Origin of the sequence: Paenibacillus sp. FSL R5-0486, assembly GCF_037975155.1 — a bacterium.
In the GTDB taxonomy this organism is placed as follows: Bacteria; Bacillota; Bacilli; order Paenibacillales; family Paenibacillaceae; genus Paenibacillus; species Paenibacillus amylolyticus.
This window is the reverse complement of record NZ_CP150237.1, coordinates 4,942,121-4,959,522: the sequence shown is the minus strand read 5'-3', so window position 1 is coordinate 4,959,522 and position 17,402 is coordinate 4,942,121. Positions and strand designations below refer to the sequence as shown.

The following is a 17,402-nucleotide window of genomic DNA, read 5'->3' as shown; positions in this document are numbered from 1 at the left end:
TCATGATCAGTTTAAATAATATATCTTTCAAATACCCTAAAACAGAATTTAATGTTATCAATGGAGTAAACATAAATTTTGAAAAGAACCTTGTTAATGTACTTATAGGACTAAATGGTGCAGGGAAAACCACGCTTTTTGATTTGTTAATTGGACAATACAGGCCTTCTGAAGGTCAGATCATAAATCTCCCCAAATATGAAGATATTCTGTATCATCTACAAGGAGCCTATATTTCCTATCTAGTAACAGGTAAAGATTATGTTCGTCTAATTTTCTCAATTTCAGGAAAAAAATTTGTTGATGATATAAATGCAATCATAAGTGAAATAGACTTGAGGAGTGAAAGGGAACTCACTTTATTTAGTCAACTTTGGAATAAACGCATAGGGCAAATGTCTGTAGGTGAACGAAAATGGCTTTATATTATGACGCTAACTCAAATTAAGAAAAAGTTATATATTTTTGACGAACCCACTGCTGGGGTAGATCCATCGTCAAGAATCAAGATTTACAAAAGAATGGAAAAACTTACGGAAAATGATGATTCTACGATTATTTTTTCGACACATCATCTACACGAGCTCAAGGATATTAAATGCAAAATTATATTTCTGCATAAAGGAGAGATTATATTTCAGGGTAACTATACTCAGTATATTTCTAATTTCGACACAACTAACCCGGACGAAATATTCGATCGGTTCATAAGTTGAGGTTGTTAAACCCAAAAACTGATGACCTTTCTTGAAGCGCACTCCTTAGAATAGAAATTGGAATAAACCCTTGGTTTATCCGATGAAGTTCTAAGGGGTGCATTTTATATGCCAGCAGTTAAAGGTCAGAAGTTTAAACAGTATTCCTTGGAGATAAAGATGGAAGCGATACATTCTTCACTTGGTGGAAGGCTGGACGTATCGCAGAATCATGGAGAAGTTTGGCATGAAAGACAGACAACGTCTCAAAAGATCGAATTGAAGCGTATATCCATTTTTACAACCAACATCGACCACAACGAAAATTAAATAAACTGCCTCCGGTAGAGTTCCGGAAGCAGTTTATAGCCTAGGGTCTTTTTTCAATGTCTATTAAATGGGGTCTTGACCATCTTATAGTTTTCATTTTTTTGGGTTTTATTTTGGATGTATATCTTGAAAATTTTCTCCGCAATAAGACTACGAATAGGAGCGCTGCTGTTCCCCGCCAGATCCCTTGTGGCTGGAACTGCTGGAGCGTTTGCGATAACCTGCAAAGACTACACCTGCAATAACCACAACGATGAAGAGAATGCGCAATGCCGGATGTTCAGTAAAGTAAGGCAAGAGTCGCTGTTCCTCAGTGATCATATTGGAAGCCGTATACCCGAGAACAATGGCTCCGACATAGATGATCCATGGAAAGTGATTAATTAGCTTGATAAACAGGGTACTGCCCCAGACGATAATAGGTACACTAATCAGGAGTCCAAGGATGACAAGCACGAGATGCTGCTGCGCTGCTCCAGCAACTGCAATCACGTTATCTAATCCCATGGCTGCATCCGCGATCACAATGGTACGAATAGCGGTCCACAAGGAAGTTCCCGCCTGGACATTATTGTGTTCATCTCCCTGATCCGCCAATAATTTATAGGCAATCCAGATCAGAAGTATGCCTCCCACAAGCAAGAGCCACGGAACTTTAAGCAACCATAAAACAACAACTGTTGCTAAAATTCGAATCAAAAGTGCGCCGCCAGTTCCATATAGAATCGCCTTTTTCTGCACGGAAGGGTGCAAATTTCGAGCTGCGAGACCAATGACGATGGCATTATCCCCAGCCAGAATTAGATCAATAAAGACAACGTTCAGCAAAGCCAGCCAGAATGTGGGACTAAATAGCTCCATGATATATGTCACTCCTTATATACGGTTCAATCATTAAGAATAGCATGGACAACTCCGACATACAAGTTAATGTGGGGGGATGAGGACATGGATACACTATGGCTGTTAACTGAAATTTTGATGATCAATCTGGTATTAAGTGGAGATAATGCGGTTGTTATTGCGCTTGCCAGCAAGGATCTGCCACCAATACAACGCAAAAAAGCGGTATGGTGGGGAGCTTTTGGCGCGGTGCTGCTGCGTTGTGTGTTAACCTTTGTAGCGGTATTATTGCTGGGGATTCCCTTTATCCAAGCGGCAGGTGGGCTGTTGCTACTCTGGATTGCACTAAAGCTGCTGCTTCAAAATGAGGATGAAGTACATATTCGAGAAGCTTCTACGACCTGGAAAGCCATTCAAACCATTCTGATTGCCGATTTTGTAATGAGCTTGGATAATGTTTTGGCCATAGCGGCTTTGGCAGATGGAGATTTGGCTCTGATCGTCATTGGTATTGCAATCAGTATCCCCATCGTCGTATGGGGGAGCGGCTTAATTGTTGGTTTGTTGAAGCGATTTCCGATTCTTGTATTCGTTGGATCAGGCATCCTGGCCTTCACAGCAGGTGAGATGGTGATGAAAGACCCCAAGTTAGGAGAATGGCTGGGAGGTATGGCATCAGAGGTTCATACGCTGCTACCCGTAGCCATGGCTTGTCTTGTGGTTGCGATTGGAGGCGCACATAAATTTGTGCGGAAGAACGCATAGTTTAATTTTGGATAAAAGCTTGAACATATGACCGTCTGAACCGTCCGGTTTAGGCGGTTTTGTGGTGAGATAATACGCTTGTCAATACAACAATCATTGGGCTGGTCATAAGTTGCACATTTTAGGGTAATACAGGTAAAGGACGCACGCAAAGTGCGACATAAAGTATAGTTTTTTGCCGAAACATCGGATACACTAGAAGCATGATTAAAGGTTTGATTATCAACAGTCAGCATGGAATGCGTATCGTTTATGAAGAAATAAAGTACATAGCCATAGTATAAGAGGTGATTTTAGATGAGGATGAGAAATGAAAAAGCGATTGGACTATTTATTGCAGCTGCGGGAATTATTATTCTGCTTGGCAAGTTTGGCGTGTTTGGATTTATTGGTCGTAATTTCTGGCCTTTGCTGATCCTGCTGCCAGGCATCGCCCTTCATGCGTTATATTATGCGCGTATTTCACCATCGTGGTCACTCGTTCCTGCCGGCATACTAACGGTGTATGGTGTTTTATTTAGTATAACGAATACCTGGGGCGCTGGACTTATGAGCAGGCTGTGGCCAGCATTCTTGCTTGGGATCGCCATAGGGTTACTCGAATATGGAATGGCTGAACGGCGAAGACCGGAATATGTGTTACCTGCAGCTTTGATCCTTGGTGCGGTGTCCATCATATTATTCGGATTTACCTTGCTGCAAACGGGAATAATCTATGTACTTGCTGTCCTTTTGATCTTGGGTGGAGTCTGGTTATTACTTGGACGAGGACGTCAAGGGAGAGGCTGGTAACATTCCCAGTGGTCTTTTCGTGCGAAATATCTTGATTTTTACCTATAATAAACTATAATATAAGGGATATAGACATGCGTCGGGATATCACCGACGCTTATTTTGTGAGTAACCTGCGAAATTGCGGGAAGTTTAAGTAGATATGATTTGAAATTGGAAAGGATATGGATACAAAACATGCATTCAAGAGAACACATTCGCAATATTGCGATTATTGCCCACGTCGACCACGGAAAAACAACACTCGTTGACAAGTTGCTCCAGCAATCCGGTACTTACCGAGATCACGAAACGGTACAGGAGCGCGTAATGGACTCCAACGATTTGGAGCGTGAACGCGGTATTACGATTTTGGCCAAAAACACGGCTATAACTTATAAAGATTACTTGATTAATATTGTGGATACACCAGGACACGCCGACTTCGGTGGTGAAGTTGAACGTATCATGAAAATGGTTGACGGTGTATTGCTCGTTGTTGATGCTTATGAAGGCTGTATGCCACAAACGAAGTTTGTACTTCGTAAAGCACTCGAGCATAATCTGACACCAATCGTTGTTGTAAACAAAATTGACCGTCCAGCGGCTCGTCCGACTGAGGTTATTGATGAAGTATTGGACCTGTTCATTGAACTGGGTGCCAACGATCAACAACTCGAATTCCCTGTTGTATATGCTTCCGCATTGAACGGAACATCCAGCATGGATAATGATCCTGCCAAACAAGATGACAACATGATGGCGATCTACAATACCATCGTTAGTCATATCCCACACCCTACCGAAAATGTTGAAGAACCACTTCAATTCCTCGTTACTTTGATGGACTACAATGAATACCTTGGCCGTATTGCCATTGGTCGTGTTAACCGCGGTGTGATCCGTCAAGGACAATCGGTAACGGTTATTATGCGTGATGGTAAGAGTAAAACTGCACGTATCGAGAAACTGTTTGGTTTCCAAGGTCTCAAACGTATTGAGACGGAAGAAGCAGGAGCAGGCGACATCGTTGCCATTGCAGGGATCAAGGACATCAACATTGGTGAAACCATTGCCGACCCTAACAACCCGGAAGCTTTGCCAGTTCTGAAAATTGATGAGCCAACACTGCAAATGACGTTCCTCGTGAACAACAGTCCATTCGCAGGTCGTGAAGGTAAATGGGTAACTTCCCGTAAACTTCGTGAGCGTTTGTTGAAAGAGTTGGAAACAGATGTTTCCCTTCGTGTTGACGAAACGGATAGCCCTGATGCATTTATCGTTTCCGGACGTGGTGAGCTTCACTTGGGTATCCTGATTGAAAATATGCGTCGTGAAGGATATGAGCTTCAAGTATCCAAACCAGAAGTTATCGTAAGAGAAGTTGACGGTAAGAAAATGGAACCTGTTGAGCGCTTGTTGATTGATATCCCTGAAGAGAGCATGGGTTCCGTAATGGAGAGCCTGGGCGCACGTAAAGCAGAGATGGTTAACATGGTTAACACAGGTAGTGGTCAAGTTCGTCTGGAGTTCCTAATTCCAGCACGTGGTTTGATCGGATACAGCACAAACTTCCTGACATTGACTCGTGGTTACGGTGTAATGAACCATGCATTTGACAGCTACGCTCCAGTAGTATCCGGTCAAGTGGGTGGACGTCACCAAGGCGTGTTGATCTCAACTGAAACGGGTACATCTACGTTCTATGGCATGATGGGCGTTGAGGATCGCGGTACGCTCTTCTTGGAGCCGGGTACTGAAATCTACGAAGGTATGATTGTTGGTGAACATACACGTGACAATGATATCGTTGTTAACATCTGCAAAGAAAAACAACTGACTAACGTTCGTTCTTCCGGTAAAGATGATACGGTTAAAATTAAAACTCCGATTATCTTCTCATTGGAACAGGCGCTTGAATATCTGAATGAAGATGAATATTGTGAGATTACACCAAAATCTATTCGTCTTCGTAAAAAGATCCTGAACAAATCCGAGCGTGAGCGTGCAGAAAAACAACGCAAAATGGCTTCAAAAGCCTAATAACAACAAAATAAGCTATATAAGTTAGCATTTGATGGGCCCGGCAAGTAACGAGAGGGTTGTACAGCTAAAGTAGTGTAGGGATCAGAATCGATTCTGAAGAAGCGAAGCGCTCGCCTTTATCCCCGGATTTTACCATTAAGAAAATGGATCAAAAAAATCTGGGGATAACAGCGATCAGAAGAACGAGCTGAGACCGAAACGGTCACGATGCACGTACTGGCTCTCTAAGTTGCTAAAGGGAACTCCATCAACCAGTTAACTTATACTCTAGCATGAACACGAAAGGAGCTGGCTGTGCATGCAAGCATGGTTCGCATCACACCCGATCGTAGCCTACATCGTCATCTTTGTATTGATTACTTACGTATATAACAAGGTGTTTCGGGTACGTCAGAAATTGCCACTTGGTAAGGAAATCGTTCTCTATATTTTGATGGCGATGGGCACATTCATGCTTCTTATTTTTCAGATCGACAAGTTGCCCATCATTCAATGTTTGTTGGTCGCGGTTGGTTTGATGTTGTTAGTGAGAGTGCGTTATTTTATTGAAGGTCGTCAAAAGAAAAAGGCGGAAGCTGCCGCTCGAAACTCATAAATCCTGTCTTGTACAGACCATCCGTTTTCCTTAGGGAAAGCGGTTGTCTTTTATTTAGACAAAAACAGATGTGATAAAGGTGTTGAAGATATGAACTCAAATTCGAACGGACTGCCTCCACGGAGACAGGCACCAACGCAATCCGGTGCTTCTGGATCGAAGAATGGCAAGGGCAAGCAGCCTAAGCAGAAAAAGAGAATGAATGCTTTTGGCAGAATCCTTTTAAGTCTATTGGTTATTGCCATTGTGGTAGGCGGTGGATATGCGTACTGGGTATACAATCAAGTCGTGGATACAGGCATCGATAAACCGGTACCTCCCGGGATGTCAGCCACAACCAAACCGATCACGATGCTGTTATTAGGCACAGATAACCGTCCTGAAACTGGCACATATCTCTCGGATGTTGTTATGGTGGCTTCGTTGAATCCGAAGACCAAGACGGCAACCATTGTATCTTTGCCTCGAGACACGCGTATTCAATTGGATGGGTACAAATCCAACAAGCTGAATTCCTATTATCCAAGATTCAAAGCACAGGAAAAAACCACTGGCAAAAATGCAGAGGATCAGATGAAAGAAATGATGGGCAAGTATTTGGATGTAGATATTAATTATACAACCGTCCTGAATTTCCAGGCATTCCGTGATGCTGTCAATGCCGTGGGTGGCGTGGATGTGACTGTGGATAAAAATATGTGTTATAGAGATACAGCCGATGGTACAGATATCAATCTGGTCGCAGGCGCACAACATCTCGATGGTAAAGCAGCACTAGATTTTGTGCGTTACCGTAAATCCAATTGTGATCCAAAGACTGCTGAATCCAATGACTTTGATCGTAACAAACGTCAAAACCAAGTGCTGAACTCTATGCTGGATCAGATGAAATCTCTTGGGGGCATTACAAAGATCAGCAAAGTGATTGGTGCAGTTGACAAGAATATGACGACAGATGTGGAATCGGAACAAATGAAAAACTTTATCTCAACGTATTGGAACATTTCCACTTCGGATGTGCATTATACTCCGGTTACCGGAGAGTGGAGAAGTCCATATGTGTATATTAATGAGACGGAACTCGCCAATGCCAAGCAGGCATTACAAGATACACTTTCAGGTAAAGTAACGGCTTCACCTTCAGGCGAATAACCTTCATTCTTTTGGGATTGGAAGCACGTTAATCGGTATGCTATAATAACATAAACCAAGTACAAGAATTGCATAAAGAAGGTTAGGGGGCTGGTTGAATGTCCGAAGCCGTCACACAATTAACTGAATCTCTTTTACAGCAATTCAAGAATGAGACCTTTGTGCTTCTGAGCACAGTGGATGTAGAATCCGGAGGTCCGACTTCAACAGCCATCTCCTGGATTTATGCGGAGAATGCTTCTACTTTTCGTGTAGCGATCGATCATCGTTCACGTTTAGTGAATAACATGACTACTAATCCGCTTATTACGGTAACTGTCTTTGGAGAAGAGACGGTGTACGCAGTGAACGGACGTGCTGCGGTACGACAAGATCCGCTGCTGGACGTTCCATTTAATATGTGCTGTTTCGACATTACAATTGAAGCGGTGAGGAATGCTCTGTTTTACGGCGCTCAATTGTCCTCTGTGCCTCAATATGTCAAAATATATGATCAGCGTGCTGCTGAGAAATTAGATGAGCAGGTTTTTGCTGCCATGAAAAAAGCCTAGTGAGAGATCACTGGGCTTTTTGTTGTCTTTTGTCCGATGAATGCAGTTGCTGCATTTGTTGTTTTTGATTCATGTGTTCATCCGGATTTTGACGGACTTTGACGTCTTTCGGGAGTTGAGGGATAATTCGTCCCACCATGTCAGCGAGTTCTGAAGCAAAACCCGAAATTGGGTGCCCTTGACGAATATGTTCACCAATCTCTTTAATTCGTTCAGTGACATCTGCATCAGCAGTAACGATGGAATCTATACCTTCGGGGTCTTTGCGAAGTGCTTCGGCAACAGCGTACTTAATGGTACCCACCCGAGCACGTTCCAGTTCACCATCAACATCGATGCCAACTACAGCTGTATTACCGAGTATGACGCAGTTCGCATCTTCAACACCTTCTACTTGCTTGGCAAGGGCTTTAAGGTGATTGATTCGTTTTTCATTTGGCATCCGGCCACTCTTTGCATCATCTGCAATGTTGGTATCATGGACTTCACCTGTATTCTCATTGAGACGGTCCAAACGTGAAGGATTCATCCGATCTTCCTGTGCATTGAGCATGTGAGATCCTTTCCCTTGATCTTGCTGAGTTGTTACATTTCCTCCGTAACCTTTCGCATGTGTACCTTGATTCGGCGAAGCGCTGCGTGTGGAACTGTTGCAACCTGTAAGTATAAAGATCAGAAGCAGCGTGCAAACCCATATTTTCATAAATGTTCATCCTTTCTTGGAGTTTTTCAGAATGGTTGACAATTATTTTGCCCTAGTCGAATACATTTATGTATGGGATCATGATTGTCCATGCCGCTGCTGAAAGATCACACTATTCATGCCTTTAACGACGCCGCTTTGGAGGGGATTGAATGAAAAAGATTTTTGTATTGGATACCAACGTGCTTCTGCATGACCCCAATGCCATATTTGCCTTTGAGGAACATGAGGTAATCATTCCCGCGGTTGTACTGGAGGAGATCGACTCCAAAAAAAGAAATGCCGATGAAATTGGGCGTAATGCCCGTAATGTATCCAGACTGTTAGATGGATTACGAGAGCTGGGTCACTTGCACAGTGGGGTACCTTTGGCTAATGGAGGTAACCTGAAAGTAGAGCTGAATCATCGGAGTTTCGTGAAAGTTCAGGAAATGTTTGGCGAAGTGTCCAACGATAATCGCATTTTGGCTGTCGCACTGAATTATCAGATTGAGGAGAATGAAAAGGAAGTAGTTGAACGTCAGGTCGTGCTTGTCAGTAAAGATGTACTTGTGCGTATCAAAGCGGATGTACTTGGTCTGTTCACACAGGATTACTTATCAGATCGGACGGCAGGACTCAGTGAGTTATATCCAGGTTATACGGCCCTAAAAGTTCATCCGTCAGTGATTGATGAGTTTTACACATATCGTTTTTTACCAATCAAACCATTGCAGTTGTCTTATTCGTTGTATCCGAATGAATTTGTCATTCTCAAGGATGAGATGGGAACCAATAAATCGGCTTTGCTTAAAGTGAACACAGAGGGAACAAAGCTGGAGCCGCTTTTCCTCAGTAATGATAATGTCTGGGGTATTAGTGCACGTAACGCACAACAACGCATGGCACTGGAACTGCTTTTGAATGATGACATCCCGCTTGTTACTATCACCGGTAAAGCCGGAACAGGAAAAACCTTGCTGGCACTTGCAGCAGGTCTGCTTAAGGTAGAGGATGATCATAAATACAAAAAACTGTTGATCGCTCGTCCTGTCGTTCCGATGGGGAAAGATATCGGTTATTTGCCTGGTGAGAAGGAAGAAAAACTTCGTCCATGGATGCAGCCGATATATGATAATCTGGAGTTTTTGTTTGACACCAAAAAAGCCGGAGATATCGATAAAATCCTAATGGGGCTTGGCAGTATTCAGGTGGAGGCCTTAACGTATATTCGTGGAAGATCGATACCAGGACAGTTTATCATTATTGATGAAGCCCAGAATCTGTCGCGTCACGAAGTGAAGACCATTGTATCAAGGGTCGGTGAAGGCAGTAAGATTATTTTGATGGGAGACCCCGAACAGATAGACCATCCGTATCTCGACTCGGCCAGTAATGGCCTGACGTATATCGTGGAACGGTTCAAACAAGAGGGAATCAGCGGACACATTATGCTCGAAAAAGGAGAACGGTCCAAGCTGGCACAGCTTGCAGCTGATTTATTGTAATATTTAGGGGATTTATTTCCCGGAAAATGTTGTTATTGAAGCCGGCTCCTAGAGCCGGCTTTTTGCTGAAAAAATAAGTAAGCGTTATTACACAGAACTCGATATGCTCGTATTATGCAAAAATCCGAAAAAGTGTTTTTCGGCAGGGTAGGACAAGAGTACTACTTATTTGTTACAATAATTGCTGCAGGAAAAAACTAGGTGAACAGGGAGGGAAGTTAATGAAGCGTAGACATCAGGTTGTTTTATTCGCGGTATTGCTGCTTTCGTTAACGATCTTGTCACCGAGTTTTGACTTTAGAGGTTCGCAGCTCAATCAGGAACGCGATCAGGAGAAGGATGCTTTTCCTGGGTCTTCGTCCCGTAATGAAGATGCTCAAGCTCCGCTGGAGATTGTAGTGGCCATGTCGGATGAAGAGTTCCAAGCCTTTCAAAAAATAGCTAAAGAAGTTGCTGCTTCCCAGCTGGTAGAGATTAATCTTCGGAATGAGAAGCCGGATACATATAAGCATGTTTTGGATCTTGAATTTTCACTAGGAGAGAACGGTGATGTTGTTCTGCTTGATAGTGAGGAAGTGCAATACTATGCCCAAAAAGGGTACCTGTATCCGTTAAACGGAACCACATTATCGAAGTCGCTAGGAGATACGGTAGTTGGGTTACGGGGAATGACAGAGTGGAATGGTTATCAGTGGGGAATGCCTTTTGATTTTGATCCGTACATTCTGGCTACCCAATCTTCATTTCTGAAGAGAGCTGGTCTGGAGTCATTACCTCGCAATAAAGATCAGTGGGTCAAACTTACTCAACAAGCCATTGCGGAAGGCACCCCTTTAATTACAATGAACATCAATGATATGTACGGGACAAATGCGTGGCTGAATCATTTGGAACCGAGAATGGCACCAGATCAAGTTAAACGAACACAATTAGATTCGCAAACAAGGGATCTTCAGCAAGGGATTCAGTTGATGAATCAGATTCAGCCCCTTATTAAGCTGGAGTCTACCAATCCAGGGTTCTCTCCAACTGCTGACCAAAACGACATACCAATGGTTGTATCATTGTTATCTCAATTATTGGATGCGGATCAAGGGAGTACAGTTGATAAAGAATCTTTGAAGCGGATTTCTTTAGAAACCTTGGAAACTGTAAAATCCAGAAGTCTTGTCATTACTGCGGGTTCGGTTGAGGCTGAGGAGGCCAGTAGATGGATTGAAGGAATGACGTCCGCTACGACACAGCTGAAATGGTACCAACAGGTTAACCGGTTGCCCGCAAAGCAACAGGAGCTGGATTTGGCGTCTGAGAAACTCGTTGGACCTTATGACATGACAAAAGGACAATCCTGGTTCCCGACCACCCAAGATGTCCCTGCTGCAACGACCGAAAGTCATACTCTAATAACTCGTTTTCATAAAAAAGTACAACTATTCTTAAAGGGAGAAATTACAGCGAATCAATACGTAAACAGTATTAGAACGACGAATTAATTTTGAGTTCGTGTTCAAAAAGTCTGAATTTCAACTTTGATGCTGATGATGCCACAAGGCATCCTTCGTAATCAAAAGCGGACTTTTTGAACAACCTCTTTAAAAGGATATAGCTAGTTTTACTTCCAGTATGCCTTCACTTGTCGAAACATCGGTTGCTTTCACAAACGAGAGGATTTTCTGTGGATAGAACCCAAGGTCAAATTCTCTTTCCAGCATTCGGCGAGTGGTGTCTGGTAATTCAAGCTGGTTGAATACAAGTTTGTCCACATGAAAACGAATGGAGTTTTGAGGTTCATTTTCAACCGTATAATGTCCTTCAATGCTTAATTGCAACTGATCCCGCTGACCGGAAGCTATAATCTTATCCTGGTTAAACTGAAAGGCAAAGTCTTCAAAGATTGGATTTTGGGAACGTAGAAATGCATTAAGCTCATCCTGCCCAATTCGAATCGTATACGTTGTTCCAGTCGTGGATATACCTCCGTTTTGTTTTTGGATAAAATCAGGCAGGTTCTGCATGGCAGATGCCAATGCTTTGAAATATCGTTTCACCTCATAGATGCCGATATTCTCCCAATAAAGGGTTAATTCATCCATCAGTTTCTGAATCGCTGCCGCATCTCCCCTGGTGGCTATTTGGTCATCCACTTCTTTTTGCAAGGCGACTACACGTTCCCGCTGGTTTTGAAGATTAGTCTTCATTTCGGTTAATTCTGTTGTAGTCTGACGAATCTGAGTAGAAGTCTGTTGCAGATTGCGATAACGGTCCTGATACTTGTCCAGCACAGCCTGATCCCGTCCGATAATAATCTGGTAATAATCATACAGTACAAACAGGTCTTTGAATGATCTGGCTCCCAGGACCGTCATGAGGAGGCTGTCGCGTTCTCCTGTGTAGTAGGACCTCACTACAGCTCCGGCCCGATCTTGCTGAATATGTATCTGCTCTTCCTGTTCCTGCAGCTGGACGGATAATGTCTCGTGTTGTTGACCCAGCTGCTTCTGCCTTTCGGTGATGCGTTCGATTTCGTGATCGATTTCAACGATGGATAGACTTTTTTGTAATATCTCACGTGTATCCTCAGGTGAAGACTCTCCATAGGCATAGGCTAAAGGTAGCTGGAGGAATAAAATGATGCATAATATAAAGGCGGAAATGCCGTGTTGACGTTTCACCGATCCATTCTCCTTTCCACTCCTTAAATGACAATCGTACAGGCTTGTTGTCTTCCAGACAATATATGAAACAAATACGTGAAATATCCTTAGTGGTTACATAACACCATGAACATTCATTTAATCTGAACACAACAAAAAAGCAACCCGACAGATATCGGATCACTTTGATGCTGCAGGTGGATTAGAGCGGCAAACCCATTTCGAATACGGTCCAGTAGCTGAACCCCGTGAATGTTACGATCATATAACCCCAGAAGAGCAATATGTACGTTCGCTCGGTAAATTTCAAGTATCCCAAAATGACAAAAAACGCAGTCTGCAGGAAAAAAAGCAAAGCCATTTCGACCAGATCTCCCGCAAAAGCCATCAGGCCAATTGCAAGCGTGAAGAACCCGAGTACCCGAAACATGCGTGCCACGGTAAATCCTCCTCTCCTAAGTACGTTCATAGATTGTCTACACAACATTATACCGGGAAAGGAAAAACGTGTAAACAAATTTGGATATGAAAGCGAATTCTTTTTTTGCTCAAAGTAAGTATAGAGGGATATGTTTTACGTATGTCACGTATGAGCAAGCCTGAATGTGGAAATACATTTTAGTATGAAATCAATTCTATGAACTCTATGAGAGGCATAAGAATGAATGAAGCAGCTTTTATACCTAATTCACATACCGGGCTTCCGGTAATGCGGACGGTTATTTTAGGATGTTGTTAGGAGGGTATTATAGCATGACTGCAGTGAGACAGGATGCTTGGAGTACAGAGGACGATTTGATATTGGCTGAGGTTACTTTGCGTCATATTCGGGAAGGCAGTACACAATTGGCCGCTTTTGAAGAGGTGGGCGAAAAAATAGGCAGAACATCTGCCGCATGCGGTTTTCGCTGGAACAGTTGTGTACGTAAAAAGTATGATTCTGCCATCAGTAACGCCAAGGCACAACGACAAAAACGAAGTTATCTCAGAAAGCAGCCAGCTATGCTCGGACCACAGGTTGCAGCATTGTCTACACTGGACACTGAAGAACATCTGTACAAATCAGATGGGATCTCAGACGATTCATTATCGATGGATGCAGTAATCCGCTTCCTGCGACAATGGAAGGGAACAGTGCAGGAGAGTAATCGTCAACTCAAGATGCTGGAGAAGGAGCTTCGGGAGAAAGAAGATGAATTGCTTGAACTACGTATTGAGAATGACCGTCTCTCCAAGGAAGTGAATGAAGTACAGACGGATTACCGTGTGGTGAATGACGACTACAAAGCTTTGATTCAGATTATGGATCGGGCTCGCAGACTCGCATTTTTGTCCGAAGAAGAAGAGGAACTTAAGACACGTTTCAAGATGGATGCCAACGGGAATCTGGAACGAATTGAATAAGAAGTTCAGAAGTTTGTTTTGTGAAAGTCAGGTATGAACCCGCCACACCTCCGTTACACAACGGCAGGTATGACGGGTTTTTAGTTTGGTGTTTTTGTTCTATTATAGATATTAGAAGAGAAACTACTGAAGCGGAGAGGAGCGCATCATATGATCATTGACATCGTAGGAGCGGGAGCACTTGGTCTTTTGTATGGCGGGAAACTGCTGGCGTCAGGTAACCAGGTCAGATTTTGGACGAGAACAGCAGCTCAGGCAGACCTCCTCAGCCATTATGGAATAATCATTGTGGAACAAGACGAGGAAATACATATTCTACCGGATCAATTACAGGCTAAACCAATAAGTAAGCTGACTGACACATGGAAGAACACACCAGGAGAATGGTTAATGCTCATGGTTAAACAGACAAGCATTGATGATTTCATTCATGAGATTAGTCCATTACAAGATCATGTGCTGAATGTCGCTTGTTTTCAGAATGGGATGGGCCATCTTACAAAACTTCAAGCAGCTTTGCCAAAGTCGCTTCTGTGTAGTGCGGTTACAACAGAAGGTGCGAAGCGAACACAAAGTCAGGTGACTCGTGCAGGTACAGGTGAAACCAGGCTGGGGAGGTACAAGATACATATAGGAGCTTCTACCTCTATAGAGGAGAAGAGAACATTTACTCTGTCGGGATCGTTGCAGCAGGCAGGATTTGACTGTACAGTGTCGAATGAAATCGATAAGCTGATATACAGGAAACTATTGATTAATTCAGTCATTAACCCGCTTACGGCACTATGGCGAATCCCTAATGGAGAATTGATCGTCAAGGAAGAACGAAAGAGGCTAATGCGCCAGTTATATGATGAAGTATTGTTAATCTACTCTGCAAGTGGAATATGTTTGGATCAGGATATGTGGGATCAACTGATATCGGTCTGTCGTTCTACTGCCACGAATATTTCCTCCATGCTTGCAGATGTTCTCGCTGGACGTGGTACAGAAGTGAGGTCAATAAACGGTCATATTGTAAAGATGGCACAGAAGTTGGACCTTGTTGCACCTACACATGAAATACTGCTTCATCTGATTGAAGGAATGCAACCGGAAGGAGTGAATTAATGGGACTTTTTATTGTGTTGAGCATATTGCCCTTTTTTCCGTTCTTTCTTGTTTATTGGGGAATGTACGTATGGAAAAAAGACAAACGTAAAGCATTGCGAATGGCAATGGATGTAACCACTTTTTTTCTTGTATTTTCAGTTTCAGCGTTATTCAACTTAACATTTGATTCGGATTTTGGTTTTTATCTGACATTAATACTCATACTAGTAGCACTTGGATTCATCGGGGGTGCGCAAAATCGACTAAAAGGGAAGGTCGATAGGGGGAGAATGTTCCGGGCCGTATGGCGCATGGCCTTCATCATTATGAGTTTCGGGTATGTTTTGTTTACTTTATTTGGATTATTTAGATACTTCATGAAACAGATGTGAGGTTACATAACGCAAAAGAGGCAAAAAATGTGTCGATTTTGTCGAAAACTGAAAAAAACATTACTTTCTGAAAAAGTAATGTAGATTTTTTTGACCGGTGGTTGTATAATCTATAAACATATAAACCATATCAATTTAGGGGGAACGTGTTAGATGAAAAGGAAAAGTCTATTAGTCCTTTTGACGCTGATTTTGGCGTTCGGTACCGTACTTGCAGCGTGCGGATCGAAAAACGAAGGCACAGGTAACACCGATACTGGTTCTGCAAACGAAGGAAAGGGTCTTGCTAAAGATCAAATCCTGAAAATTAACCTGACTGCTGAACCTCCTACGTTGGACCCGGCTCAAGCAAAAGACAGCCAAACCAACACAGTTCTGAAATTTTTGTATGAAGGTCTTGTACGCATCGATGAAAACGGTAAAGAAGCCGCTGGCGTAGCTAAAGACTGGACAATCTCCGAAGATGGTTTGAAATATGTTTTCAACCTGAATCCGGAAGCTAAATGGAGCAACGGTGATGCAATCACTGCCGAAGACTTTGTTCGTTCTTGGGAACGTGCTTTGAAACCGGAAACAGCTTCTCCATATGCTTACCAATTGTACTATATCAAAGGTGCTGAAGGTTACAACCTCAGCAAAGACGAAACATACAAGGGTACTAAAATCACAGATTTCTCTCAAGTAGGCGTTAAAGCTACGGATGAGCACACACTTGAAGTGACGTTGGAGAATCCAACACCTTACTTCTTGGGTCTGACAGCATTCTATACGTACTACCCGGTACATCAGTCTGCTGACACGAATGACAAGTTCTTCACCGACTACAAAAACATGATTGTTAACGGACCGTTCGTAATGGACCAGTTCGCTAAAGGTCAAAAAATTGTTGTGAAGAAAAACGATGGTTACCATGCAGCTGCCGATATTAAATTGGCTGAAATCGATATGTCTCTGACAAGCAGTAGTGCTTCCGAGCTGCAAGCTTACAAATCAGGACAATTGGACTACACTGGTCATCCGAATGGTGAGATCCCAACAGACCAGATTCCTTCCCTTAAAGCTGAATTGCCGAATGAGTTCAAAGCAACGGGTATCGCAAGTACGTACTACTATCAGTTTAACGTAAACGAAGCACCATTTAACAACGTTAAAATCCGTAAAGCATTTGCAATGTCAATTCAGCGTCAGCTGATTGTTGACAAAGTTACACAAGGTGGACAAATTCCAGCATTCGGCTTTGTACCTCCAGGTATCCGTGGTGAAAACGGCGAATTCCGTGATGAGCACAAAGACGATTACTTCACAGAAAATGTGGAAGAAGCTAAAGCATTGCTTGCTGAAGGTATGAAAGAAGAAGGTTACACAACATTGCCAGCCGTTACGTTGATCTACAACACTAGTGATGGTCACGCAAAAATTGCTTTGGCGGTTGCTGACATGTGGAAAAAAAATCTTGGTGTTGATGTGAAAACTGAAAACCAAGAGTGGGGCGTATTTCTTGAGAACCGTCAAAACCAAAACTTCCAAGTAGCTCGTGCAGGTTGGTCTGCTGACTACAACGATCCATACAACTTCTTGGAAATGTGGACTACTGGAAACACAAACAATGATTCCAAATTCAGCAACGAACAGTATGACAAAGATGTTAAAGAAACTGTAAAATCTGCTGATCCAGCTACACGTATGGCTGCATTTGCTGACGCTGAGAAAATCCTGATTCAAGATGAAATGGGCGTTATGCCAATCTATTATTACACTAACGTATCTTTGACTAAGCCTTACCTGAAAGGCGTACAACTTGATTTCAGTGGAGCTATTGACTACACTCGTGCATATCTGGAAGAGAAATAAGTTGTTCTGAAGTCTAATATGAATACTTCGGGATATATATGTGGAATTCCATATATATCCCGATTTTTTGT

Annotated in this window: 18 protein-coding genes; 14 read left to right on the top strand and 4 right to left on the bottom strand. The window is 42.8% G+C overall.

Annotated features, from left to right (window positions below):
• The first annotated feature begins 2 nt into the window (after positions 1–2).
• Both MKY01_RS21985 and MKY01_RS21980 read left to right on the top strand, forming a co-directional pair.
• Complete coding sequence (locus MKY01_RS21985; RefSeq protein ID WP_124115997.1) at positions 3–716, top strand: ABC transporter ATP-binding protein; 714 nt, start codon at positions 3–5, stop codon at positions 714–716.
• Between the two features lie 108 nt (positions 717–824).
• Positions 825–1,025: a hypothetical protein gene (locus tag MKY01_RS21980; protein ID WP_339283507.1), complete on the top strand. Its 201-nt coding sequence runs from the start codon at positions 825–827 to the stop codon at positions 1,023–1,025.
• 150 nt (positions 1,026–1,175) lie between these two features.
• Here the strand turns inward: MKY01_RS21980 and MKY01_RS21975 are convergent, their stop codons facing one another.
• A complete protein-coding gene (locus MKY01_RS21975) occupies positions 1,176–1,886 on the bottom strand; it encodes a TerC family protein (RefSeq protein WP_036674816.1) in 711 nt (236 codons plus the stop codon).
• Positions 1,887–1,973: 87 nt separating this feature from the next.
• Between MKY01_RS21975 and MKY01_RS21970 the strand changes: the two genes are divergently transcribed.
• From MKY01_RS21970 to MKY01_RS21945, 6 genes are all read left to right on the top strand, one after another.
• The gene (locus tag MKY01_RS21970; protein ID WP_339283505.1) at positions 1,974–2,633 is read left to right on the top strand and encodes a TerC family protein; all 660 of its coding nucleotides are present in this window, start codon (positions 1,974–1,976) and stop codon (positions 2,631–2,633) included.
• Between the two features lie 297 nt (positions 2,634–2,930).
• On the top strand, positions 2,931–3,425 hold the full coding sequence (locus MKY01_RS21965; RefSeq protein ID WP_036614997.1) for a hypothetical protein: 495 nt from the start codon (positions 2,931–2,933) through the stop codon (positions 3,423–3,425).
• Positions 3,426–3,602: 177 nt separating this feature from the next.
• On the top strand, positions 3,603–5,447 hold the full coding sequence (gene typA, locus MKY01_RS21960) for a translational GTPase TypA (protein ID WP_036614992.1): 1,845 nt from the start codon (positions 3,603–3,605) through the stop codon (positions 5,445–5,447).
• Between the two features lie 301 nt (positions 5,448–5,748).
• On the top strand, positions 5,749–6,045 hold the full coding sequence (locus tag MKY01_RS21955; RefSeq protein ID WP_036614990.1) for a YlaH-like family protein: 297 nt from the start codon (positions 5,749–5,751) through the stop codon (positions 6,043–6,045).
• Between the two features lie 90 nt (positions 6,046–6,135).
• Positions 6,136–7,197, top strand: a complete 1,062-nt coding sequence (locus MKY01_RS21950; RefSeq protein ID WP_339283503.1) for an LCP family protein — start codon at positions 6,136–6,138, stop codon at positions 7,195–7,197.
• A gap of 98 nt (positions 7,198–7,295) precedes the next feature.
• Entirely contained in the window at positions 7,296–7,748 is a 453-nt protein-coding gene (locus tag MKY01_RS21945; RefSeq protein ID WP_339283501.1) for a pyridoxamine 5'-phosphate oxidase family protein, read from the top strand.
• Between the two features lie 7 nt (positions 7,749–7,755).
• Here the strand turns inward: MKY01_RS21945 and MKY01_RS21940 are convergent, their stop codons facing one another.
• Entirely contained in the window at positions 7,756–8,451 is a 696-nt protein-coding gene (locus tag MKY01_RS21940) for a YhcN/YlaJ family sporulation lipoprotein (protein ID WP_127545293.1), read from the bottom strand.
• Between the two features lie 152 nt (positions 8,452–8,603).
• Here MKY01_RS21940 and MKY01_RS21935 point away from each other — a divergent pair, with 152 nt between their 5' ends.
• Positions 8,604–9,938, top strand: a complete 1,335-nt coding sequence (locus tag MKY01_RS21935) for a PhoH family protein (protein ID WP_024628438.1) — start codon at positions 8,604–8,606, stop codon at positions 9,936–9,938.
• Positions 9,939–10,159: 221 nt separating this feature from the next.
• Entirely contained in the window at positions 10,160–11,431 is a 1,272-nt protein-coding gene (locus MKY01_RS21930) for an extracellular solute-binding protein (RefSeq protein ID WP_339283500.1), read from the top strand.
• A gap of 99 nt (positions 11,432–11,530) precedes the next feature.
• Here the strand turns inward: MKY01_RS21930 and MKY01_RS21925 are convergent, their stop codons facing one another.
• Both MKY01_RS21925 and MKY01_RS21920 read right to left on the bottom strand, forming a co-directional pair.
• Positions 11,531–12,610: a hypothetical protein gene (locus MKY01_RS21925; RefSeq protein ID WP_339283498.1), complete on the bottom strand. Its 1,080-nt coding sequence runs from the start codon at positions 12,608–12,610 to the stop codon at positions 11,531–11,533.
• A gap of 184 nt (positions 12,611–12,794) precedes the next feature.
• Positions 12,795–13,031, bottom strand: a complete 237-nt coding sequence (locus tag MKY01_RS21920) for a DUF2626 domain-containing protein (RefSeq protein WP_017687281.1) — start codon at positions 13,029–13,031, stop codon at positions 12,795–12,797.
• A gap of 314 nt (positions 13,032–13,345) precedes the next feature.
• On the opposite strand from MKY01_RS21920, the gene MKY01_RS21915 reads away from it, so the two are divergent.
• From MKY01_RS21915 to MKY01_RS21900, 4 genes are all read left to right on the top strand, one after another.
• A complete protein-coding gene (locus tag MKY01_RS21915) occupies positions 13,346–13,996 on the top strand; it encodes an RsfA family transcriptional regulator (RefSeq protein WP_127545303.1) in 651 nt (216 codons plus the stop codon).
• Positions 13,997–14,146: 150 nt separating this feature from the next.
• Positions 14,147–15,106, top strand: a complete 960-nt coding sequence (locus tag MKY01_RS21910; protein WP_282320747.1) for a 2-dehydropantoate 2-reductase — start codon at positions 14,147–14,149, stop codon at positions 15,104–15,106.
• On the top strand, positions 15,106–15,480 hold the full coding sequence (locus MKY01_RS21905) for a DUF3397 domain-containing protein (RefSeq protein WP_127545309.1): 375 nt from the start codon (positions 15,106–15,108) through the stop codon (positions 15,478–15,480). Before MKY01_RS21910 ends, MKY01_RS21905 begins: the two co-directional genes overlap by 1 nt.
• Before the next feature lie 153 nt (positions 15,481–15,633).
• Complete coding sequence (locus tag MKY01_RS21900; RefSeq protein ID WP_127545312.1) at positions 15,634–17,331, top strand: peptide ABC transporter substrate-binding protein; 1,698 nt, start codon at positions 15,634–15,636, stop codon at positions 17,329–17,331.
• Positions 17,332–17,402: the final 71 nt, after the last annotated feature.

Coding starts and splice junctions, on each gene's coding strand:
- MKY01_RS21975 (WP_036674816.1), bottom strand. CDS start 1,886: ATGGAGCTATTTAGTCCCACATTCTGGCTGGCTTTGCTGAACGTTGTC.
- MKY01_RS21980 (WP_339283507.1), top strand. CDS start 825: ATGCCAGCAGTTAAAGGTCAGAAGTTTAAACAGTATTCCTTGGAGATA.
- MKY01_RS21900 (WP_127545312.1), top strand. CDS start 15,634: ATGAAAAGGAAAAGTCTATTAGTCCTTTTGACGCTGATTTTGGCGTTC.
- MKY01_RS21915 (WP_127545303.1), top strand. CDS start 13,346: ATGACTGCAGTGAGACAGGATGCTTGGAGTACAGAGGACGATTTGATA.
- typA (WP_036614992.1), top strand. CDS start 3,603: ATGCATTCAAGAGAACACATTCGCAATATTGCGATTATTGCCCACGTC.
- MKY01_RS21935 (WP_024628438.1), top strand. CDS start 8,604: ATGAAAAAGATTTTTGTATTGGATACCAACGTGCTTCTGCATGACCCC.
- MKY01_RS21930 (WP_339283500.1), top strand. CDS start 10,160: ATGAAGCGTAGACATCAGGTTGTTTTATTCGCGGTATTGCTGCTTTCG.
- MKY01_RS21985 (WP_124115997.1), top strand. CDS start 3: ATGATCAGTTTAAATAATATATCTTTCAAATACCCTAAAACAGAATTT.
- MKY01_RS21955 (WP_036614990.1), top strand. CDS start 5,749: ATGCAAGCATGGTTCGCATCACACCCGATCGTAGCCTACATCGTCATC.
- MKY01_RS21945 (WP_339283501.1), top strand. CDS start 7,296: ATGTCCGAAGCCGTCACACAATTAACTGAATCTCTTTTACAGCAATTC.
- MKY01_RS21905 (WP_127545309.1), top strand. CDS start 15,106: ATGGGACTTTTTATTGTGTTGAGCATATTGCCCTTTTTTCCGTTCTTT.
- MKY01_RS21910 (WP_282320747.1), top strand. CDS start 14,147: ATGATCATTGACATCGTAGGAGCGGGAGCACTTGGTCTTTTGTATGGC.
- MKY01_RS21940 (WP_127545293.1), bottom strand. CDS start 8,451: ATGAAAATATGGGTTTGCACGCTGCTTCTGATCTTTATACTTACAGGT.
- MKY01_RS21950 (WP_339283503.1), top strand. CDS start 6,136: ATGAACTCAAATTCGAACGGACTGCCTCCACGGAGACAGGCACCAACG.
- MKY01_RS21965 (WP_036614997.1), top strand. CDS start 2,931: ATGAGGATGAGAAATGAAAAAGCGATTGGACTATTTATTGCAGCTGCG.
- MKY01_RS21970 (WP_339283505.1), top strand. CDS start 1,974: ATGGATACACTATGGCTGTTAACTGAAATTTTGATGATCAATCTGGTA.